Annotated in this window: 19 protein-coding genes and 1 rRNA gene; 9 read left to right on the top strand and 11 right to left on the bottom strand. The window is 68.8% G+C overall.

Features of this window, described 5'->3' with window-relative positions; genetic code table 11:
* Positions 1-27: 27 nt before the first annotated feature.
* The 4 genes from recN to AB0J16_RS18090 all read right to left on the bottom strand — a co-directional run bounded on the left by recN (position 28) and on the right by AB0J16_RS18090 (position 3,701).
* Positions 28-1,737: a DNA repair protein RecN gene (gene recN / locus AB0J16_RS18105; RefSeq protein ID WP_358540403.1), complete on the bottom strand. Its 1,710-nt coding sequence runs from the start codon at positions 1,735-1,737 to the stop codon at positions 28-30.
* A gap of 64 nt (positions 1,738-1,801) precedes the next feature.
* Positions 1,802-2,701, bottom strand: a complete 900-nt coding sequence (locus AB0J16_RS18100) for an NAD kinase (protein WP_358540401.1) — start codon at positions 2,699-2,701, stop codon at positions 1,802-1,804.
* Positions 2,698-3,510 (bottom strand): TlyA family RNA methyltransferase, encoded by an 813-nt coding sequence (locus AB0J16_RS18095; RefSeq protein WP_358540399.1) that lies wholly within the window; start codon positions 3,508-3,510, stop codon positions 2,698-2,700. Before AB0J16_RS18095 ends, AB0J16_RS18100 begins: the two co-directional genes overlap by 4 nt.
* On the bottom strand, positions 3,507-3,701 hold the full coding sequence (locus AB0J16_RS18090; RefSeq protein ID WP_358540397.1) for a hypothetical protein: 195 nt from the start codon (positions 3,699-3,701) through the stop codon (positions 3,507-3,509). Before AB0J16_RS18090 ends, AB0J16_RS18095 begins: the two co-directional genes overlap by 4 nt.
* 127 nt (positions 3,702-3,828) lie before the next feature.
* Here AB0J16_RS18090 and AB0J16_RS18085 point away from each other — a divergent pair, with 127 nt between their 5' ends.
* Complete coding sequence (locus tag AB0J16_RS18085) at positions 3,829-4,176, top strand: SCP2 sterol-binding domain-containing protein (RefSeq protein ID WP_358540395.1); 348 nt, start codon at positions 3,829-3,831, stop codon at positions 4,174-4,176.
* A gap of 106 nt (positions 4,177-4,282) precedes the next feature.
* Here the strand turns inward: AB0J16_RS18085 and AB0J16_RS18080 are convergent, their stop codons facing one another.
* Positions 4,283-5,254, bottom strand: coding sequence for an HAD-IIA family hydrolase (locus AB0J16_RS18080; RefSeq protein WP_358540392.1), 972 nt, complete (start codon positions 5,252-5,254; stop codon positions 4,283-4,285).
* Between the two features lie 570 nt (positions 5,255-5,824).
* On the opposite strand from AB0J16_RS18080, the gene AB0J16_RS18075 reads away from it, so the two are divergent.
* Complete coding sequence (locus AB0J16_RS18075; protein WP_358540390.1) at positions 5,825-6,415, top strand: plasmid pRiA4b ORF-3 family protein; 591 nt, start codon at positions 5,825-5,827, stop codon at positions 6,413-6,415.
* Between the two features lie 62 nt (positions 6,416-6,477).
* Here the strand turns inward: AB0J16_RS18075 and AB0J16_RS18070 are convergent, their stop codons facing one another.
* The 3 genes from AB0J16_RS18070 to AB0J16_RS18060 all read right to left on the bottom strand — a co-directional run bounded on the left by AB0J16_RS18070 (position 6,478) and on the right by AB0J16_RS18060 (position 7,603).
* Positions 6,478-6,690 carry a hypothetical protein gene (locus AB0J16_RS18070; RefSeq protein WP_358540388.1) on the bottom strand — a complete coding sequence of 71 codons (213 nt, stop codon included), beginning with the start codon at positions 6,688-6,690 and terminating at the stop codon, positions 6,478-6,480.
* A 290-nt stretch (positions 6,691-6,980) separates the two neighbouring features.
* Positions 6,981-7,130 carry a hypothetical protein gene (locus tag AB0J16_RS18065; RefSeq protein WP_358540386.1) on the bottom strand — a complete coding sequence of 50 codons (150 nt, stop codon included), beginning with the start codon at positions 7,128-7,130 and terminating at the stop codon, positions 6,981-6,983.
* Positions 7,131-7,180: 50 nt separating this feature from the next.
* Positions 7,181-7,603 carry a tetratricopeptide repeat protein gene (locus tag AB0J16_RS18060; protein ID WP_357958326.1) on the bottom strand — a complete coding sequence of 141 codons (423 nt, stop codon included), beginning with the start codon at positions 7,601-7,603 and terminating at the stop codon, positions 7,181-7,183.
* Between the two features lie 118 nt (positions 7,604-7,721).
* Here AB0J16_RS18060 and AB0J16_RS18055 point away from each other — a divergent pair, with 118 nt between their 5' ends.
* From AB0J16_RS18055 to cpt, 4 genes are all read left to right on the top strand, one after another.
* Positions 7,722-10,232 (top strand): DUF1015 family protein, encoded by a 2,511-nt coding sequence (locus AB0J16_RS18055; protein WP_358540383.1) that lies wholly within the window; start codon positions 7,722-7,724, stop codon positions 10,230-10,232.
* Positions 10,233-10,446: 214 nt separating this feature from the next.
* Positions 10,447-11,073: an IS607 family transposase gene (locus tag AB0J16_RS18050; RefSeq protein WP_358540381.1), complete on the top strand. Its 627-nt coding sequence runs from the start codon at positions 10,447-10,449 to the stop codon at positions 11,071-11,073.
* Between the two features lie 55 nt (positions 11,074-11,128).
* Positions 11,129-13,153 (top strand): transposase, encoded by a 2,025-nt coding sequence (locus tag AB0J16_RS18045; protein WP_358540379.1) that lies wholly within the window; start codon positions 11,129-11,131, stop codon positions 13,151-13,153.
* 88 nt (positions 13,154-13,241) lie between these two features.
* Entirely contained in the window at positions 13,242-13,799 is a 558-nt protein-coding gene (cpt, locus tag AB0J16_RS18040) for a chloramphenicol phosphotransferase CPT (RefSeq protein ID WP_358540377.1), read from the top strand.
* A gap of 391 nt (positions 13,800-14,190) precedes the next feature.
* Here cpt and AB0J16_RS18035 read toward each other — a convergent pair whose 3' ends face one another.
* Positions 14,191-14,736: a single-stranded DNA-binding protein gene (locus AB0J16_RS18035; RefSeq protein WP_358540375.1), complete on the bottom strand. Its 546-nt coding sequence runs from the start codon at positions 14,734-14,736 to the stop codon at positions 14,191-14,193.
* Positions 14,737-14,844: 108 nt separating this feature from the next.
* On the opposite strand from AB0J16_RS18035, the gene AB0J16_RS18030 reads away from it, so the two are divergent.
* Positions 14,845-15,771, top strand: a complete 927-nt coding sequence (locus AB0J16_RS18030; protein ID WP_358540373.1) for an MBL fold metallo-hydrolase — start codon at positions 14,845-14,847, stop codon at positions 15,769-15,771.
* A gap of 85 nt (positions 15,772-15,856) precedes the next feature.
* Here the strand turns inward: AB0J16_RS18030 and AB0J16_RS18025 are convergent, their stop codons facing one another.
* Positions 15,857-17,092, bottom strand: coding sequence for a hypothetical protein (locus AB0J16_RS18025; RefSeq protein ID WP_358540371.1), 1,236 nt, complete (start codon positions 17,090-17,092; stop codon positions 15,857-15,859).
* Here AB0J16_RS18025 and AB0J16_RS18020 point away from each other — a divergent pair.
* Entirely contained in the window at positions 17,042-18,991 is a 1,950-nt protein-coding gene (locus tag AB0J16_RS18020) for a hypothetical protein (protein ID WP_358540369.1), read from the top strand. The genes AB0J16_RS18025 and AB0J16_RS18020 overlap by 51 nt on opposite strands.
* A 170-nt stretch (positions 18,992-19,161) precedes the next feature.
* A complete protein-coding gene (locus tag AB0J16_RS18015; RefSeq protein ID WP_358540367.1) occupies positions 19,162-19,899 on the top strand; it encodes a class I SAM-dependent methyltransferase in 738 nt (245 codons plus the stop codon).
* 224 nt (positions 19,900-20,123) lie between these two features.
* Here AB0J16_RS18015 and rrf read toward each other — a convergent pair.
* Positions 20,124-20,214: ribosomal RNA gene (gene rrf, locus AB0J16_RS18010) — 5S ribosomal RNA — on the bottom strand; the annotation flags it as partial.

The following is a 20,214-nucleotide window of genomic DNA, read 5'->3' as shown; positions in this document are numbered from 1 at the left end:
GCGGCGTGTCCGCTATGTCACTCAGGATCACCGATCGGCGGCCGCTAGCCCGAGGAGTTCTTCGGCGTGTGCTCTGCCCAGCTCGGAGTCTTCCAACCCCGCCAGCATGCGGGAGAGCTCGCGTACCCGGCCTTCGTGGTTGAGGGTGAGGACGCCGCTGCGTACGACACTGCCGTCGCTGGCCTTCTCGACCACCAGATGCTGGTCGGCGAACGCGGCCACCTGCGGCAGGTGGGTGACGACGATGACCTGGGCGGTCCGTGCCAGCCTGGCGAGGCGGCGCCCGATCTCGACCGCGGCCTTGCCGCCCACCCCCGCGTCGACCTCGTCGAACACGAACGTCGGCACCGGATCGGCGCCCGCGAACACCACCTCGATCGCCAGCATGACGCGACTCAGCTCGCCGCCGGACGCGCCCTTGTTGAGCGGGAGCGGCGGCGCGGCGGGGTGAGCGGCCATGCGCAGCTCGACCTCGTCGACGCCTTCGGGGCCGAAGTCCGAGACCTGGGTGAGCTGGACGATGACCCTGGCGTGCGGCATGGCCAGCGCGGTCAGCTCGTCGGTGACGGCCTGGCCGAACCGCTCGGCGGCGCCCTCGCGCACCCGGGTCAGCTCGGCGGCCAGCTCGGTGAGCCGGGCGGTCAGCTCGTCGTGCTCGCGGGTCAGCTCGTCGATGCGCTCGTCATCGCCCTCCAGCTCGACCAGCCGGGCGGACGCCTCCTGAGCCCACTGCAGGACACCAGCGCTGTCTTCAGCATATTTCCGGACCAGTCCTGACAGCAGGGCCCGGCGGTCCTGCACGGCGGCGAGCCGCGCGGGGTCGGCCTCGATCGACTCGGCGTACGCGGCCAGGTCGGTGGCGACGTCGGAGATGAGGTAGCCGGCCTCGGCCAGCCGGTCGGCCACCCCGGCGAGCTGCGTGTCGTAGTCGCGCACCGCCTCGACGGCCGAGCGGGCCTCGCCCAGCAGGGAGATCACGTCGTGCGCGCCGCTCGCGGCCTCCATCGGGTCGCCGAGCAGCGCCGTGTGCGCGCTCGTCGCGGCACCGCGCAGCGCGTCGGCGTGCGAGAGCCGCTCCTCCTCGCCGCGCAGCTCGACGTCCTCGCCGGCCTTCGGCTCGACCTTCTCGATCTCCTCAAGGCCGAACCGCAGCCGGTCGGCCTCCTGAGCGCGCTCACGCGCCCTGGTGGTGAGCTCGTCGAGCAGCGCCCCCACCTGCTTGTGCCGTTTGTACGCCTGGGAGTAGGCGCGCAGCGGCTTGACCAGATCGTCACCGGCATAGCGGTCGAGGGCGGCCCGCTGCTTGGCCGGCTGCAGGAGGCGCTGCTGGTCCATCTGCCCGTGGACGGCGACCAGGTCGTCGGCCAGGTAGGTCAGCGTGCCGACCGGCACCGTCCGGCCGCCGAGCCAGGCCCGCGACCGGCCCTCGGCCGAGACGGTGCGGGAGATGATGAGCTCGCCGTCCTCGATCTCGCCGCCGATGTCCTCGACCTGCTGGGAGACGCGGCCGTTGGCTTCGATGACCAGCGTGCCCTCGATGGTGGCCTTGTCGGTGCCCGGCCGGATGCGGGAAGGGTCGGCCCGGCCGCCGAACAGCAACCCGAGCCCGGTGACGACCATCGTCTTGCCGGCACCGGTTTCGCCGGTGACCACGTTGAAGCCTGGCGAAAGCTCCAGAACGGCCTCATCGATGACGCCGAGCCCCTGGATGCGGACCTCCTCGACCCTTGGTCGCACTGCCCACTCCCGTCGCTCCGAACGCTTGTGCGATCTAACTGTACGCGCTGCACCTGTAATTGAGTCAGGGACGCACCCTTCCGCGCCAGCCCTGGACGGGTAGTTCGAACTTGGCGACCAACCTGTCGGTGAAGGGGGCGCCGGTGCTCTCCACCCCGTGCAGCCGGGCCAGACGTACCGGCTGGGAGCCGCGGCGTACCTCCACCCGGCTGCCGGACGGCAGGTCGAAACGGCGCCGCCCGTCGCACCAGAGAACGCCGCCGGGTGTGTCGGGCAGGATCTCGACGGCGAGCGTGGACCGCGGCGAGATCACCATCGGCCTGGCGAACAGCGCGTGCGCGCTGATCGGCACCATCAGCAGCGCCTCGACCTCCGGCCACACGACGGGGCCCCCGGCGGAGAAGGCGTAGGCGGTCGAGCCGGTCGGGGTCGCGCAGATCACGCCGTCGCAGCCCCAGCGGGACAGCGGCCGCCCGTCGATCTCGGCGACCACCTCCAGCATGCGCTCGCCCTTCTCCACGCTGGCCTCGTTGAGCGCCCACGTGTCGGCGAGCACCTGGCCGTTCTGCCTGGCCAGAATGTCGATGGTCATGCGTTCCTCGACGTCGTAGCGGCCCGCGACCACACTGTCGACCGCCGACTTCAGGTCGGCGACCTCGGCCTCGGCCAGGAAGCCGACGTGCCCGAGGTTGACGCCGAGCAGCGGGGTGCCGGTGGGCCTGGCCAGGTCGGCCGAGCGCAGCAGCGAGCCGTCGCCGCCGAGCACGATCAGCATCTCCGCGTCCTTGGCGGCACCGGGATCGCAGGGCACCACTTCGGCGCCGCGGCAGCCGATGTCGTCGGCCTCCACATCGAGCACCCTGACCCGGATCCCGGCCGTGACCAGGCGGTCGATGACCAGGCGGGCGCTGTCGACCGCGGCCTCCCGCCCTGTGTGCACGGTGACCAGCACAGTACGGTTCATTGTGGCCCTTCCGCGACGGCCCGCTCGATCTCGGCTTCGAGGTCGGCGACCGGCGGCTCGCCCTCCCCCTTGCCCAGCCAGAGCAGATACTCCACATTTCCCGACGGACCTGGCAGCGGGCTCGCGGTCACGCCGCGCACCACCAGGCCGAGCTCGCGCGCCTTGGCCGCGGCCTGTCGCACCGCGCCCGCCCGCAACACCGGGTCTCGCACCACGCCACCGGCACCCACCAGGTCCTTGCCCACCTCGAACTGCGGCTTGACCAGCAGCACGAAGTCTGCCTGAGCGGCGGCCACCGAGGCCAGCGCGGGCAGCACCAGCCGCAGCGAGATGAACGACAGATCGCCTACGATCAGCGAAGGGGGCTCACCGACCAGATCCGGGGTGAGATCACGTACGTTGACGCGCTCCATCACGGTCACCCGGTCGTCGGTCCGCAACGACCAGGCGAGCTGGCCGTAACCGACGTCGACGGCCAGCACGCGTTCGGCGCCCTGCCGCAGCAGCACGTCGGTGAACCCGCCCGTGGACGCGCCCGCGTCGAGGCAGCGGCGGCCCCGGATCTCCAGCGCGCCGAACGCCTCGATCGCGCCGAGCAGCTTGTGCGCGCCGCGCGAGACGTAGTCGGGACCGTCGGCGGACTCGGCCACGACGATGGCCGAGGCGGTGTCGACCTGGGTCGCCGCCTTGCCCGCCCGCCGGCCGCCGACCGTGACCCGGCCGGCTTCGATGAGCTGGCCGGCCTGCTCACGCGACCTGGCGAGGCCGCGCCGCACCAACTCGCTGTCCAGCCGGATGCGTCGGCTCACCGGTCGCCCGTCCGGCCGTCCACCTGGCCGTTCACTTGCCCGTCCACGGCCCCCAGCGCGGCCTCGAGCCCGGAGAACGCCTCGTCGAACACCGCGACGTGCTCACCCACCGGCCGCCCGGCCAGGTCACCGAGACCGGCGAGGACCGCGTCGACTCGCTCGTCGCCGGTCTCCTCCGGTACCTCACTCATGACAACGACCGTAACGCCTCATGCGAGCACCCGGCACCTTGGCAGGTGTGTCACACGTTGAAGGGTCACACGGGGGTGCCACTGATGTGGAACGCTACCGTCCTGAAATGGAAGAAAGGATCCCGACATGGCAAGCGTCGAGGAGTGCCGGGCGGCACTGGCCAAGCTCGTCGACCAGTTCGACGAGATCGGCGAGGAGGACCGGGCCAAGCACGTGGTCGAGCGTACGGTGAGCTGCCGGATCTCCGACCTCGACTTGATCTTCTACGGCCGGCTGCATCCTGACGGACTGGACCCGTTCAGTGAAGAGCCGCCCTCGAACGGCAGGTCGGCCGATGTGAAGCTGACGATCGTCAGCGACGACCTGATCGCCCTTGTGGACGGGGAGCTCGATCTGGCGCGCGCGTTGCTCGGCGGCCGGGTACGGATCGACGCCAGCTTCGGCGACCTGCTCCGCCTACGCCGCCTCCTCTGACCTCCAGTCGCTGCCGGCCCGCTGGACCCCATCAGTGAGGCCGCCCAGTAAGGCAGCAAGGCAGTGCGCCCGAGCAGGAGGGCGGCGCGTCCGGTCCAGCACCGGCTCAGCCGATCCGATCCAGCACCGGTTTGACCGCGTCCTCCTCGGCCCGGCTTTCGCCCGCATACGTCCAGGCCGCGTCACAGGCGGCCCTCAACCCGTCGATGCGACTCCCGTCACCCTCCAGCGTGAGCACTCCGTCGACCCACTGGGCCCGCCATCCCGCGCAGACGCCCTGCCGTACCTCCGGATAGGGCCGCAGCAGCGCGGACAGATCCTCGGCCACGTACGTCGGCCGCTGCTGAGGAGAGGCCGTGAGCACGTCGAGCGGCGTGGCGACCCCGGTGAGCACCAGCAGTCCGTCGACCCCCGCGTTGACGGCGCCCTCGATGTCGGTGTCGAGCCGGTCGCCCACCACGAGCGGCCGCTTCGCCTCCGTACGGATCATCGACTCCCGATGCAACGGCGGATCCGGCTTGCCCGCGAACACCGGCTCCACCCCGGTCGCGGTGGCGATCACCCGCGCCATCGCCCCGTTGCCGGGCAACTCACCCCGCCGCGTCGGCAGCGTGCTGTCCCTGTTGGCGGCCACGAACAACGCGCCCTGCCGTACGGCCAGCGCGCCTTCCGCCAGCAGCCCGTACGCGAGACCGAGCGCCATGCCCTGCACGACCGCGACCGGCGCGTCCGCCGCCGTGGTGACGGGCCTCAGTCCTTGATCCCGTACGGCCAGCCGCAGTCCGGACCCGCCCACCACGAGCACAGGGGAACCGGACGGCACCCGCTCGGCCACCAGCCGGGCGGCGGCCTGCGCCGAGGTCACTACGTCTTCCGCCCTGGCGGAAAGGCCAAGCTCGCGCAGATGCTCGGCGATGGCGGCGGGGGTACGTGAGGCGTTGTTGGTGACGTACGCCAGCCGCGTACTCCTGCCCCGCGCCTCCTCCAGCGACTCGACCGCATGGGGAACCGCGTGGGCGCCCAGATAGACGACCCCGTCGAGGTCGAGCAGCAGGGTGTCATAGCCGTCGATCAGCACTGCGCCTCTTCCCGTTGACTTGTCGCACCGCGTGAGACTTTAGCGTCGCCTTCGTACTCATCTGGAGAAGGGCTGACCCTGTCCACAGATTCCCCCGTCAACCTCCCAGAACCCGCCGATCTGCTCGGCGACCTCAACCCCGCGACGCACGCGGTGAAGGCCGAGGAGCGCTACACGGCATGGATAGCTGCGCACGCGGCTGGCCGCACGCGGCGCCCGAGCCCACGGGGCGCATGCCGCCGCACGGGGCGCACGGGGCAGAGGTGGCATACGGGGCGCAGGTGTTTCATGGGGCGAAAGCGTGCATGGGGCGGCGGAGGTCGAGAGTCGCGCACGGATTCGGGTAGATGGATGCCACGAATCGGCCACCTGAAAGCAGCCCGCCCGTAATGTCAGGTCCACTTCCACACACCACACAGCGATTTGATCTCGCACAGCAACGCCAATGCCGGCGCCCCATGCGACCGAACGAGCTAAATACCCCAAATATGCCATTTCAGAGCCGTCCACAAGCAGCCTAGTTAAGCCCACTGCCCACGCCGAACCCAGCCGCGCGGCAGAATAATCGCTGTGACGAACACCCCCAGCGCGAAGCAGACAGTTCACACGATCAAGGTCACCTTGCGCGGTTCCCGACCACCGGTCTGGCGCCGGTTGGGGGTCGCCTCGGACAGTACGCTGCGGCACCTGCACGACGTCATCCAGGCGTCCTTCGGCTGGCAGAACTACCACATGTGGGTCTTCGACACCGCAACCGGCCGCTTCGGCGACACCGACCGCGAGCTGGAGATCCGCAGCGCGGCCTCCACCCGACTCGACCAGGTCGCCCCGCGGGCCAATGACCGGCTCCGCTACACCTACGACTTCGGCGACGATTGGGAACACGACATCCTGGTCGAAGCCATCACCGACGCCGAACCCGGCACGGCCTATCCACGCTGCCTGACCGGACGCCGCGCGGGACCACCCGAGGACTCCGGCGGCGTCTGGGGCTACGAATATCTCCTCGAAATCCTCGCCGATCCCACCCACGACGAACACCAGGAGCGCCTGGAATGGCTCGGCCTCGACTCAGCCGACCAATTCAACCCGGCCAGCTTCGACGCCAACAAGATCAACGATGTACTCTCCGGCCTGGCGATCGTCCTCACCAAGGACTGACCACCCGCCATCTCCAACGAAATCGAAGCACTCGCACGATCAACACGCAGCACCGAAGCAGATCAGACGCTCCGGCGTTCATCCGGATCTGACCCGTCGTGGCTGTTCAGCAAGGCCCAGCATTCGCCGAACTCGCCCTGGGCATAGAGCAGATCCGTCGGCCGCCCACGCTGGACGAGCGCATCCGGATGGTCGGGCCTGAGGGAGAGCCCGTACCCATCGAACGCCTCACAGTGCTTGCTCAGCCTCGGCTTCGGCCAGCCGACCGAGGACATGGAGACTCTCGCCAAGCCCGACACGGATCTCCAGCATGACCACGCCCCTGGGCGCGACACGAGCGGGCGCAACACGAGCGGGCGCAACACAGCAGACGCGACACGAGCGGGCGCGACACGAGCAGGCGGGCGTTGGCTCCGCAGGTAGCTCGCCGCGACGCCCAGCGCCTCCCGACGGCGCCGGATGGCGTCCCGCGCGCCCGCCCGCCGCGCCGGACGGCTTCCTCCAACTCGCCGTTGACGCGGAGCGCCTACGCGAAGTGCTGCCAATCGCTCAGCGATGGACGGTCCTAGGGCGCGGCTCCAGTGAGCTGCTGCCGGTGGTAGGAGATGGCGGCTCCGAAATCGGCGGCCCGCAGCAGGACGACACCGTCGTCGAGCACCGAGGCGGCCTGAACCGCGAGCCTGTCGTACGGCTTGTCGCCCTCTCCAGGACGCAACCGGTGCGAGCGCCGACCGACACCGCCTCGGCCGGCCTCCTGTCTATCGTCTACATCTCACGCCGAGCCCGCAGAGTGGCGCGGACGCTCTTCAGCGCGGACACGTAGTGACGCTCATCCGGCCGCATGGCCACAGCGATCGCAAGGGGTTCCTGGGCCCCTTCAATGTCGCCCGTTCGCCACAGCGATAACCCAAGCCCGAAATAGGCGTAATCCTCAGTCGGATTGGCGTCGACGATCTGGCGGAAGCTCGCCGCAGCCTCCGCGTACTGCCGCGAATTGAACTGCGCTCGCGCGAGAGCCTCCCTGATGCTGCGCGAATCAGGCTCCGCAGCAGCGGCACGCTCGAGCAGAGCGGCAGCAGCTGCCGGACTGCCCTCTTTCAAAAGCTTCACCCCGCGCTGATACCAGTCGTAAACGCCACCCCCCGGAGCCCCAGGGGATTCATCGTGCACGTTTCTACCTTGGACCATGCGTGAGGCCTCCTTCATCGGCCGACAGGGTTCCGTTGAATTCGCCGCGGAATCAGGAGCGTTGGGAGCTTGGGGGCGACTTTCGGAAGACCCGGACACTTATGGGAGCATGCCCGGTATGGGGAATCCTGAACTGCCGGTGCCTGATGGACTGCTCCTACGCCCCTTCCGCGGCGTCCGCTTCACGGTCGACGATCCCGCCAAGGTGACCTCCCCGCCGTACGACCTGATCGCTGAAGGTGACGTACGCGCCCTCCTGGATTCCCATCCCAACAACGTCGTCCGCCTCATCCTTCCCTGCTCATCGCCACCCCAGTCCCCCGAAGGACACCCATCCGCTCCCGGCTCCCTCACCCACAACACGCCCCCCAGCGCCGCCCCCCACCACAACAAGACCTCCAGCACCGCCGCCCACCACAGCACGACGCCTGGCGTCACCTCCCACCACAGCACGACGCCCGGCGTCACCTCCCACCACGCCGCCCCCGCTGCGACGGCAGCCGACGAACAACCCGCTGCCACAGCCGTGAGCCCCGCGCTGGGCCCAGCGGTGAGCACCCGTCCGAGCGCACCTGACGATCAGAGCGCACCCGACACGGCCGTCAGCATCCCCCAACCCCACGACTCCATCAGCGCCCACAAGCACGACGCCGAAATCGCAGCCGGCGATCACGACAGCGACACATCTCCGGCCCCGATAGGTCACCACCCCGCCGGAACACGCGACAACGCAGCCGCCACCCGATACGACATCCCTCCGGAAGAAACCGCCGAACAGCTCCACGACGACCACCCCGGCGCCAGGCGGCCTGATGACGAGCGGCCCGAGAGCGAGCAGCTCAGTGACGAACACCTCAGGGGCGAACAGTCCGGGGACGAGCAGCCCACGGGCAAGCACCTAAGAGACCGGCAGCCCGGGCACGAGCCGCCATCGGCCGAGGACCTCAGGGGCGAACAATCCGAGGACGAGCAGCCCACGGGCAAGCACCTCAAAGACCGGCAGCCCAGGCACGAGCAGCCTCGTTCCGAGCAGTACGAACGGTCCCATGACGAGCGGCTCGCTGACAGTGACAAACAACTCAACGACATACGACCCGGCGATGAGCGCCAGGGTGACGCGCATGGGGATGTAGCGGTCCAGCCATCTGCCGACATACCCGAACGCTCAGCGAACGAGCGCTATTGCGAAGCCCGCGACACCCTCCTCGCCTGGCTGGACGCGAGGGTGCTGGTCGCTGACGAGCAACCAGCCCTATATGTGTACGAACAGCACGGACTGGGCGTCCTACAGCGCGGCCTCATCGGCGACGTGGCCCTGGCGGACCCGGCTCAACGCATCATCCTCCCCCACGAGGACATCTTCCCCGGACCCGTCGCCGACCGGCTCGCCCTCATGAGCACCACCCAGGCCAACCTCGAACCCATTTTCCTCCTCTACGACGGCGGCCAAGGCACGGCAACCCTCATGGTGGATCACGTGGCGTCGACACGCCCGCCTCTGGTGACGGCTGATACCCAGGACGGTCTCCGCCACCGCCTCTGGGCGATCACGGATCCGGCCGAGGTCGACGCCGTCAACGCCGACCTCCGAAACCGCCAAGCCCTCATCGCCGACGGCCACCACAGGTACGCGACATATCGGGTCCTACAACGCCAAGAGCACGCGGCCCGTGCCGGCCAGGTCCCCACCTCCACCTCATGGCCCGCTCCCACAACACCGGCATCCACCACCCCACAGCCTCCACTCACCTCGCCGCTGAACACACCACCGCACCTCGACGCACAACCAGAACCAACACCCGCGCCACCCCGCGGCGCTCAGCCTTCAGCGCCCCCTGCCACACCCGTTCAGGATTCAACACCCAATGCCGCACCCCCTCAGGGTCCAGCGAACAATCCGACACCAGCTCCGGATCCAGCCGCCAACGCGGAACCAGCTCAGGGCCCAGCAAGCAAAACCGAACCAGGCCAGGTGCCAGAACCCGCCGCCACATCAGCCCCCGGAGCCCAGCACCCCACGGGGCAGCATGCGCGTGGCGGGGAGCAGGGGCAGCCCACTTTGGGTCCATGGGACTTCGGGCTGGCGTTGCTCGTCGATTCGACCGCGTACCCGCCCGATCTCAAGGCCATTCACCGCGTCATCCCCGGCCTGTCTCTGACCGAGGCGGCGGCCAAGGCCAAGGGATCGTGGCGTGTCCACGACCATGCCACCCTCGACCAGGGCCTGGCCGCGCTTCAGGCCGCGGGGGAGCCCGCATTTCTGCTCGCCGGAGAAGGTGGCTGCCACCTGCTCACCAACCCTGATCCGGTCCAACTCGCCCGTGCCATGCCTCCGGACCGCTCCGATCGGTGGAACTCGCTGAACATCTCCATCCTCAGTGAGTTCGTCCTGCCCAAGGTGTGGGGCATGCAGGACGATCAGCAGGCCGTACGGATCGTGCATCATGACCCGGAGGCCGCCCTGCAGCTGGCTCTCGATACGGGCGGCACCGCCGTGATTCTGAAGCCGCTAGCCGTCGACGACGTGCTGGCAATCGCGGCGGGGGGCGAGCGCGTGCCTCGCAAATCAACCTCCTTCGGCCCCAAGCCCGTTACGGGCCTCGTCCTCCGTACCTTCGCCACCGGTTGAGGCGGGACATCGACCTGGACCCCCAGCAGCAGCACTGGATGACGTCCCGCAGAGCGGTGTACTTTCCCATCCGCTCAGCCCTGTTCGCCCACGTAGGAAACGCACAACGAGATCGTTGATCCACCACTGGCTGGGACACCACCCAGCTCGCGCTATGAAGAGCGCTCACCAGTTTCGTTAGTCATCCCTAGTGTTGTGTATGTATATTGTGTGTATGGAGTTGCTGCGGATGTCCAAGGCGGCGAAGCGTCTGGGTATCCACCCGATGACGCTTCGCCAGTGGGCTATCGATGGCAAGATCCCGTTTTCCTGGGTCGGTCGTGAGCGCCGGTTCTCCTCGCTGGATGTGGAGAACATGAAGCGCGGCAGCGGCTCCACGACCTCCCGTCCAAGGCGAGAGGTTCTGTATGTGCGCGTGTCCGGCTCGTCCGGGCAGGAGTCCTCGCTGGCAGCGCAGGAAGAGGAGTTGCGGGCCACGTCCACCGGTGAGGTCGTGAAGGTCGTCAAGGACCGTGGATCGGGCCTGCGGGAGAACCGGCCGGGCCTGAATCGGGTGTTGGCGATGGTTTCCGATGGCTCGGTGTCGGTGGTGCGGGTGACGCATGAGGACCGGCTGGCCCGGTTCGGGGTGGGATGGCTCAAGCGCCTGTTGTCCGTGTACGGCGTCACGCTCGAAGTCCTGCACCCGAACAAGTCCGGTGGCCGGGATGAACTCCTCGACGACTTCGTGTCCTTGGTTTCCACCTTCGCCGGCCGCCTGTACGGCATGCGCTCGACGGAGGCCCGCAAGCGACTGCTGGCCGAGACCGGCCAGTGCGCCGGCGAGGATGGTGCCGCGTGAGCCGGAAACTTCGGCTTGCCGAGGGCGAAACCTCCCGCACCGCAGCGCACCAGGCATGCTGCGCACCGCAGTGGATGAGAAGAGCGGCGAACTCCTGACCTGCGCTGTGCTGGCCGAGCGCGTCGGATGGGCTGTCGACCTCGTATCCGGCATGGTCGGCGCGCTGACCACCGAGCACTGGAACAGCGCCGATGTGGACCGGTTGGCCTGTGGTGTGGACGCCGGGGGCCGCAGACTGCCGTCGAATGCCTGGATGGCCTTGCGACGCCTCGGCTGGACGGCTGCCCCGCCCGAGGGCATCAAGGTCAACGACCGTATCGTGCGCATGGCCCAAGAGGCGGCCGGGCGGACGCTGCGGTCGGCGAAGTGGCGCGCCGACCTGACCGCCGCGATACTGGCCACCTGGCCCGCCGATCCGAACACGCGCACCGCGAAGGAGTGGGAGCAGGTCCGTGCGGCGGCACCCGGTGGGCAGTTCCTGCCGTCCAGCGTGATCAAGTCCCGCACCCGCCAAGCGGCTGCCTTCACCACCGAGCACGGACGGCTTGCGGCCGATGTGTTCGAACTGGAGCCCCCGCCCCGGGCGGCGCGGATACTGCTGCTGTCGGCATGCGACGCCCAGCAGGCCACCATCGAACGCGCAGGCGACGACTCCAGGCGGGCGCTGCTGCGACTGCAGCTCCCCACCCGGCCCGACCCGCGGGCATACGCGGACTGGACGTGGGTCGCCTGCCCCATCACCCTGCCCCCGACGATCCCGCCGAGTGCGGTGCTGCACCTGCCCACCGTGCGCATCCACGGCGCTCAGGCGCGGGCCGATCTCGCTTTCACCCTGCCCGTCCCCAAGACCCAGCGCACCGGACACACCGTCGCGCTCGGCGTGGACTGGGGCCTCAACACGCTGCTGAGCGCGGGCGCGCTACGGCTGTACAGCGACGGGCAGATCACCGCGCTAGGGGCCGGGGGGCAGTTCCGGGCTGCTGGAGTGCTGGCCAAGCAGCACCGGCTCCGGCGTCTGTCAGAGCGTCTGCACGCCAAGATCGACCACTACCAGCGGCTCATCGACGGCCGCGCCCCCGATCCGGCTCTGGCAGCCAACCACACGCTCCTGTCGCAAGAGATCCAGCGCGTCTGCGCCCGCCGCTCCAACCTCAACGACGCCCTGTCCTGGGCCGCCGCCCGCTGGGCCGTGGACCAGGCCATCGCCGCCGGCGCCGGCGTCATCTACCTGGAAGACCTGCGCTCGATGGAGGCCAAGGGCATGGGCCGCACGCACAACACGCGCATGTCCCAGCAGGTGCGCGGGCAGATCACCGACCGCATGCGGCACCTGGCCGCCGAGACCGGCATCGCCGTGGTGAGCGTCCCTGCCCGCAACACCTCCAAACACTGCCCCCACTGCCTCACGCCGCTGCGCCACCGCAAGGCACCCGACCGCCCCACGGTCGCGGGCTGGAAGTGGGCCATCTGCCCCAACCCATCCTGCGGCTGGCAGGGCGACCGTGACATGGGCGCCTGGCGCCGCATCGCCGCCCGCGGACTGGCCCATCAGGCCAAGACCGTCATCGACCGCGCCAGCGCAACCATGCTCATCCGCACCATCGTGGACAAACTCGAAACCAAAGCCGTGCTCGTCGCGACCACCACCATCAGCCGCAGCGACCGGTCCAAGACCGGACCGACTCGGCACAGGCCAACACGCCCCGCGCCCAGGCGACGCAGGGCACCCTCCCCCACCGGCCCCCAGGGTTCGGCGGGTAAGCGTCCGGAGGGACACGCACCCACGGACCGGGCCCGGCTGCCCCGCGCAGCCCACCGGAACCAGGACGTGACCACGATCAGCACACCCACCACCGGCCACCGGCCACGCGGGGCAGCCCTGGGCGCGGGATTCCACCTCCACGCTCACGCCCCCCTCCACGGTGGGCACAACCCCCGCCAGACACCATGCCTGACGTGGGATCGCTCAGCTGATCAGAGACGCTGCAAGTACGAGAAATGGCGGAGCGGCCAGAGCATACTGCTCCGTCCTCGTGTACCGCCGCTGATCGGCGACTCAACGGCCCGGCTGGTGCGGTGACCGGCAACGTTCACCGAATCACAGCAGCAGGGCCCGTCGACCGAAAATGGTTTCACTTCCTTGAGGCGGCGCCCCTACTGTGTACGCCGTGACAACGCAGTTGATCGTGCTCAATGGCGGATCCAGCGCCGGCAAATCCTCGATCGTCCGGAACCTGCAGGCCATACTGCCGCAGCCCTGGCTTGCCATCGGGGGTGTCGACTCGATGATCCAGGCGATGCCCGAATCCATGATGACATCGGACACGGGACTCAAGATCGCCTCCGACGGAGGTGTGACCGTCGGGCCGGAGTTCCTGCAACTGCAGACGGCGTGGCGGGAAGGCATCGCCACGATGGCCCGTGCCAGAGCCCGGGTCATCATCGATGACGTCCTTCTCAGGGGCGCGGAGTCCCAGCAGCAGTGGCAGAGAGTTCTTGGCGGGCTCGACATCCTGTGGGTCGGCGTCAGGTGTGACAGCGCGGTCGCCGCCGAGCGCGAGCGGGCTCGGGGAGACCGCATCCCGGGCATGGCCGTGGCCCAGGCGGAGGCGGTACACGACGGTATGGTCTATGACCTGGAAGTGGATACCACGCGTACCGAGTCGCTGGTGTGCGCGAAGACCATCGCCGATTACATGTCGCAAGCCGACGAACGTTTCCGGTGACCGCACTAGACGAGCAATAACGATGCCGACCTCCTGAGTTGTGCCGCCCCACGAGCTACCTGCACCGATCTGCACGCTTGTGTCCCGCTGAGTGGTGGATCCACGATCTCGCTGTATGGCTTCTACCAGGGATGAATACGGCCGAGTGGCTGAGGCAACTACACCAGTCTGCGGGATGTCATCAGCGCACTGGTGGCGAGCAGTGCGCGGGCAGCGAGCAATGCGCAGGTAGTGAGCAATGCGCGGGCCGCGCGCAGCGCGACTACCTGTTGGACCGGAGCGACTGGGCGCGCTCCCCTGTCCCTGACCCCGGGACCCCCGTTGTCGATCGTCCGGCGATCGACAGGCGATCGCCGGACACTTCCACGAGGTGCCACACCCGAACAGCGAGCTAGCCGGCCGGGGCCAGGTCCGGAGCCGGGCGTGGCGAGGGGATGGACAGGAGGATGTCGTGTCTGTCGTCGGCCATCGCGTTTCCGGATGGCTTTGGGGTGGGCGGAGGGGCCGGCCCGCGTCGGCACTCCTGAGCGTCCGGCGGTTCCGGGTCGTTGCCGAGCCGTCGGCTCTGTGCGAGTGGGAAAGGCTTTCGGCACGGTCGGGACGGCCTCGGCCGGTCAGCTGGGTCAGGTGGGGCTGCCTTCGCCATCGTGACCTCGACTTCGTAGCGCCAGATCTTGGCGGCGGTCGGGCCGTAGACGTGGCAGCGGAAAGCGCCCTTGATCTCCATGGTGTCGCGGGGTCTGAGGTTGCGGACGAAGGCGGCCGCCTCGGGATCGAAGGTCGCGCATGGCACGCTGTCCGTCATCGTTTGGCCACGTCTGTTTTCCGGGCGGCGCACGATCAGGCGCCATTTCGTGAGGATGTCGCCGCTCGGCAGGGGTTTTTCCTCTGGCGTCGCGGACAGCCTTCCCACCAGTACGACCTCGTTGCGGTCCACTGTCGTCCTCCCATCGGGGTTCTGGTGAGATCACTCTTTACGATGAGGGGTACGCCGGATCGGCTCGAACGCCATTCTGGGGATAACGGCAGCGGATCAGGAGTGACTGTGGACAACATCACCGCCCTGGGCGGCGACGTCTATGAGATCGATACGAAGATGGCCGGCTATTCGGGCATCACGGCTGGATATCTGATCCTGGGTGACCGCCCATGCCTGGTCGAGACCGGCACCTCGACCTCGGCGCCCGTGGTCCGTGACGCACTCGCCTCGCTCGGCGTGGGCCCGGAGGACCTTGCCACGGTCGTGGTCACGCACATCCATCTAGATCATGCCGGCGGCGCTGGGGACATGGCGAGGTACTTCCCATCCGCCCAGATCGTGGTGCATGAGAAGGGAGCCAGGCACCTGGCCGATCCGTCCAGATTGATGGCCAGCGCGAGGATGGTGTGGGGTGACCGCCTTGACACGCTATTTGGTGAACTATCGCCGACCGAGGCCGACCGCATCGTCGCACTCGGAGACACCGGATCCATCGACCTGGGCAACGGAAGGACGCTGAACAGCCATTACTCCCCCGGCCACGCCAAGCACCATGTGGGTCTCATCGATTCCGCCACTGGCGATCTGTACGTAGGCGACGCCGCTGGCGTGTACCTGCCTCAGACCGGGGATCTCCGCCCGGCCACCCCGCCTCCGGACTTCGACCTGGAGACGGCGCTCGACTCGATCTCGCTGTTCAAGGCACTCGGCCCGCAGCGACTGCTGTTCAGCCACTACGGACCGGTCGGCGCCGTACAGGAGACGCTCGAACGCTCTGCGGAGGAACTTCGCGTCTGGGTCGATCTCACCCGCCAGGTACACACGGAGGGCCTCGACCTCGACCACGCCGTCGCCATGGTCAGGGACCGGACCATGGAACGGTACCAAGCGCTCAAGGCGGACGATGACACAGCGGAGCAGTTCGAGCTGCTTAGTGGCGCTCCGTCTAACGTCGCGGGCATCTACCACTGGCTCGACCGCGTCTCACCCTGACTTCTGGTACGAAATAGCTTCCGGTACGAAATGCCGTACCAGAACTCCGCCGTACACCGTGGAAGGTGTACGGCGGAGCAGGACGTCAGTCTTCGCGCTTGGAGTCGCGCTTGGCGGCGTCGTCGGCTGGTTCGTCGGGCTGGTCCAGGATGTCGCCGAAGTTCGGCTCGATGAACGCCGGAGTGATGCCTAGCGTCATCGGGGTCTCCACCGCAGGGGCCTTGGACTCCGGGACGCTCGACTCTGCCGTGCCGGAGTCGTCGTCCTGCGGCTCGTCGGGCTCGGCATCCTTCGAGCCGTCCTTCGAAGCATCCTTCGGGACGTCCTTCGAGGCGTTCGCCGAACCGTCCCGGAGGTCGCCGGACTCGGCGGCCTCCTGCTCGGAAGCGGATTCCGCCTGCTCAGGAGTGGATTCCGTCTCGCCGGCAGGCCCGTCCTGCTCGTCGTCGGCGTCCGCCCGGTCGGCAGAGCCGTCCTGCTCACGGATGGCGCCCTGCCGGTCCGCGGCGCCGTCCTGCTCATCACCGGCATCCTGCCGGCCGACCGGCTCGTCCTCCTGGTCCACCGGCTCGGCTTCCGTAGCCTGATCGTCGGTGGGCTCGGAGTCGTCGAGAAGGTCGTCTGCCTCAGCGAGGGCCTCGTCCTCGTCGACGTCCTCGTCCACCTCGATCATGGCGTCGGCCTGACCGGCCGTACCCGCGTCGTCGGAGTCGTCCTCGTAGTCATCGTCGTCGAACTCTTCTTCGACGTCCTCGATGACGGCACCCGTCAGCTCGGCGTACCGTTCGGCGGCATCCGTCTCACCGTCCTCGTCGAAGGCCATCGCCTTGGCGAACCAGTCGGTCGCGGCCTCCTGATGACCCGCGTCGGCCAGCGCGTCGGCGTACGCGAACGCGAGACGAGCCGACCAGGGCTTGGCCTGCGGGTCGCGCAGCTCGGGCAGGCGTTGCAGGGTGATGACGGCGGCGTCGTTCTGGCCCAGGTCGCGGCGGGCGCCCGACTCGACGATGGAGAGCTCGATGCGTCCCGCCCTGTCGAGGCGTTCGGCTTCGGGCGAGCGGACCAGGTCGAGGGCGCGTTCCGGACGGCCGAGGCCGCGTTCGCAGTCGGCCATGACCGCGAGGTAGGCGTCCGAACCGGTCATCCGCCTCGCCGCGCGCAGGTCGCTGAGGGCCTCGGAGAAGTGCCCAGCCCGATAGGCGACGATTCCCGCCGCCTCACGTACGACACCGATGCGGGCCGCGAACCTGCGGGCCACCTTGGTGTGCTCGTGAGCCTGATCGGGGTCGTCCTCCTCCAGCGCACGCTCGGCGGCGACCATGTGCCTGCCCACCAGCTCGGCGAGGTCGCCGGGGAGGGAGCGCAGCTCGTCGCGTACTTCCTTGTCGAGCTCTTCGGCGGTGATGTCGGGCGCGACCTCAGGCAGCGGCTCGCGCTTCGGAGCGTCGTCCTCGGGACGGCCGAACCTGGCACGGGTGCCGCTGGACGCCCGGTCGTCACGAGAATCGCGCGAGAACGGGCGGGAACGGTCATCGCCACGCGGGCCCCGGTCGTCGCGGTAACCACCCTCACGGGGACCCCGATCGTCACGGGAACCGCCCTCACGGCGCGGACCGCCGTAACCGCCCTCGCGGCGAGGGCCACGGTCATCACGGTCCCGGAAGGAACGACGATCGTCGCCACCCTCAGAACGCTCACGGAACCCACCCGGCCGATGATCGTCACGGTCGCGGAAGCCACCCTCGCGCCGGGGACCCCGATCGTCACGGAAGCCACCCTCGCGGCGCGGACCACCGTAACCGCCCTCACGGCGCGGACCGCCGCCGTACCCGCCCTCGCGACGAGGGCCACGGTCGTCACGATCCCGGTACGAACGACGATCGTCGCCACCCCCAGGACGCGAGCCGCGGTCGTCGCGGAACCCACCTTCACGGGGCGGGCCGCTGTACCCACCTTCGTGACGGGGGCCACGGTCGTCGCGGTCCCGGAACGGACGGCGGTCGTCGCCGCCACGCGAACCCCGGTCAAAGCCGCCCTCACGGCGGGGACCTCGGTCACCGCCACCCTCGGGACGCGGACCCCGGTCGCTGCGGAACCCACCCGGGCGCTGGTCGTCACGGTCACGGAAACCACGACGATCCCCGCCGCCGTCACGGTCGCGGAAGCCGCCCTCGCGACGGGGGCCGCTGTATCCGCCCTCACGGCGCGGACCGCCACCGTATCCGCCCTCACGACGAGGGCCACGGTCGTCACGATCCCGGAAGGAACGACGATCGTCGCCACCCTCGGAACGCGGACCCCGATCATCACGGAACCCACCCGGCCGGTGATCATCACGGTCGCGGAAGCCACCCTCACGGCGCGGGCCGCCGTACCCACCTTCGCGACGCGGACCCCGGTCGCCGCCGCGGTAACCCCCCTCGCCACGCGGACCACGATCGCCACCGAACCCGCCCTCACGGCGCGGCCCGCCACCGTAACCACCTTCGCGGCGCGGACCAGCGTAACCACCCTCGCGACGAGGGCCACGGTCATCGCCGGAGCCGGCGTCACGACGCGGGCCCCGGTCGTCACGGTCACGGAAGGGACGTCGGTCATCGCCACCGCGCCCGCCCCGGTCATCACGGAAGCCACCCTCGCGACGCGGACCCCGGTCGCCGCCGCGGTAACCCCCCTCGCCACGCGGGCCACGATCGCCACTGAATCCGCCCTCACGGCGCGGGCCGCCACTGTAACCGCCTTCACGGCGGTCACCGCTGAATCCGCCTTCACGGCGCGGACCGCCGTAACCACCTTCGCGGCGGGGGCCGCGGTCACTACTGAACCCGCCTTCGCGACGAGGTCCCCGGTCATCGCCGGACGCACCCTCACGACGCGGGCCGCGATATCCTCCGCCGTCGCGCCCGGTGCCCCGGTCGCCGCGCCCCTGGTATCCGGAACGCTCGCCGTATCCGCGATCCCGCGACGCCCCTCGGTCGCCGCCGTCGCGTCGTGGCTCTCGGTCGCCGGAGCGCGGCCTGTCGTCGGAACGGAACGGACGGTCGCCCCTGGAGTCGCGCTGGTCGCGCCCGCGGGAGCCATACCCGCCGCTCCTGTCGCCGCCCTGGGGACGCTTGTCTCCGCCGTCGCCCCGTTCGCGCTGTCCGCCGTCCGATCCGTTATCACTGTTCACTTCTGGTCCATTTCGTTGGCTCACTCAGCAGACCCGTGCGTCACATGACGGTCCGCCGTGGCAGGTCGCCGCCCGATTTTCGGGCCTTACGCGACGAAGGCCACCCGCGGTGGGATGGCCCGGTACCACCAGCCTAGCAAGCCGCAGCATGTCACCGAGCCTGGCCCGGCCCGCATATTCGGTCGCGGTGATTGACCACTTCGGGAAAACTGCTCGACATGTCACTCCGCTTCCATGAGATCGCCGAGTCCCAGCACCGCATTCTGAACCCCATCACTGACGAAAAATTGCACCTCCTCGGCGAAATCTGCCGCATCACACCAGGCACGCGCCATCTGGATCTCGCCTGTGGGAAGGGGGAAATGTTCACCCAATGGGCCGCCCGTTACGGCTCGTACGGGGTAGGTGTGGACATCAGCAAGGTCTTTCTCACCGCCGCCAGAGATCGCGCGGACGAGCTCGATGTGGCCGACCAGGTACGCTTCATCGAGGCGGACGCCGGAACCTATGAGGACGAGCCGCACTCGTACGACATCGTCTCGTGCATAGGCGCCACGTGGATCGGCGACGGCCTCACCGGCACCCTCACCCTGATGCGCCGTCTGCTCCGCCCCGGCGGACTCGCCCTGGTCGGCGACTGCTACTGGATCAGCCCGCCACCGCCCGAAGCCTGTACATCGCTCCAAGTACCGAAAGATTCTTTCGCTTCGCTGTCCGGTACGGCCAAGCTCATCGAAGACGCCGGCTATGAGTTAGTGGAAATGGTCCTGGCGAACCACGACACCTGGGACAGGTACGTCGCCGCTCAATGGTGGACGCTGAGCGAATGGCTACGCGAAAATCCGGACGACCCCGATGCGCCGGCCTTGCGGCAATTCCTGGACCATGCGCGCGACTCTTATCTCGAGTACGGCAGGGACTACATGGGCTGGGGTGTCTTCGTTCTTCGCGGATAAGCCGTTGATTGTACGATTCGGCGCCTGCGACTGCTCGGCAGTGCGGTCGGCTCAGTCCTGAATCGGCCACTCCGGTTCAGGACTGCAATCCGAAAGTTGTACGCCTCCTGGCCGCGAACAGGCCACGTCCCGTAGAGCAGAGCCCGCTACTGCTTGCACCAGAGCCGATAACGCAGAAAGGGCCCCACGCGTCATGCGTGGAGCCCTTTCTGCAACCAAAGATTGTCCGGCGGTGACCTACTCTCCCACACCCTCCCGAGTGCAGTACCATCGGCGCTGGGAAGCTTAACTTCCGGGTTCGGAATGTAACCGGGT

This window comes from Nonomuraea sp. NPDC049750 (assembly GCF_040659625.1).
Lineage (GTDB): Bacteria > Actinomycetota > Actinomycetes > Streptosporangiales > Streptosporangiaceae > Nonomuraea.
The sequence above is the reverse complement of the archived record's forward strand: the minus strand, read 5'-3'. Positions and strand labels throughout refer to the sequence as shown.

Coding starts and splice junctions, on each gene's coding strand:
- AB0J16_RS18100 (WP_358540401.1), bottom strand. CDS start 2,701: ATGAACCGTACTGTGCTGGTCACCGTGCACACAGGGCGGGAGGCCGCG.
- AB0J16_RS18090 (WP_358540397.1), bottom strand. CDS start 3,701: ATGAGTGAGGTACCGGAGGAGACCGGCGACGAGCGAGTCGACGCGGTC.
- AB0J16_RS18085 (WP_358540395.1), top strand. CDS start 3,829: ATGGCAAGCGTCGAGGAGTGCCGGGCGGCACTGGCCAAGCTCGTCGAC.
- AB0J16_RS18070 (WP_358540388.1), bottom strand. CDS start 6,690: ATGTCCTCGGTCGGCTGGCCGAAGCCGAGGCTGAGCAAGCACTGTGAG.
- AB0J16_RS18060 (WP_357958326.1), bottom strand. CDS start 7,603: ATGGTCCAAGGTAGAAACGTGCACGATGAATCCCCTGGGGCTCCGGGG.
- AB0J16_RS18055 (WP_358540383.1), top strand. CDS start 7,722: ATGGGGAATCCTGAACTGCCGGTGCCTGATGGACTGCTCCTACGCCCC.
- AB0J16_RS18050 (WP_358540381.1), top strand. CDS start 10,447: ATGGAGTTGCTGCGGATGTCCAAGGCGGCGAAGCGTCTGGGTATCCAC.
- AB0J16_RS18045 (WP_358540379.1), top strand. CDS start 11,129: ATGCTGCGCACCGCAGTGGATGAGAAGAGCGGCGAACTCCTGACCTGC.
- AB0J16_RS18025 (WP_358540371.1), bottom strand. CDS start 17,092: ATGGTCGCCGCCGAGCGTGCGCTGGAGGAGGACGACCCCGATCAGGCT.
- AB0J16_RS18015 (WP_358540367.1), top strand. CDS start 19,162: ATGTCACTCCGCTTCCATGAGATCGCCGAGTCCCAGCACCGCATTCTG.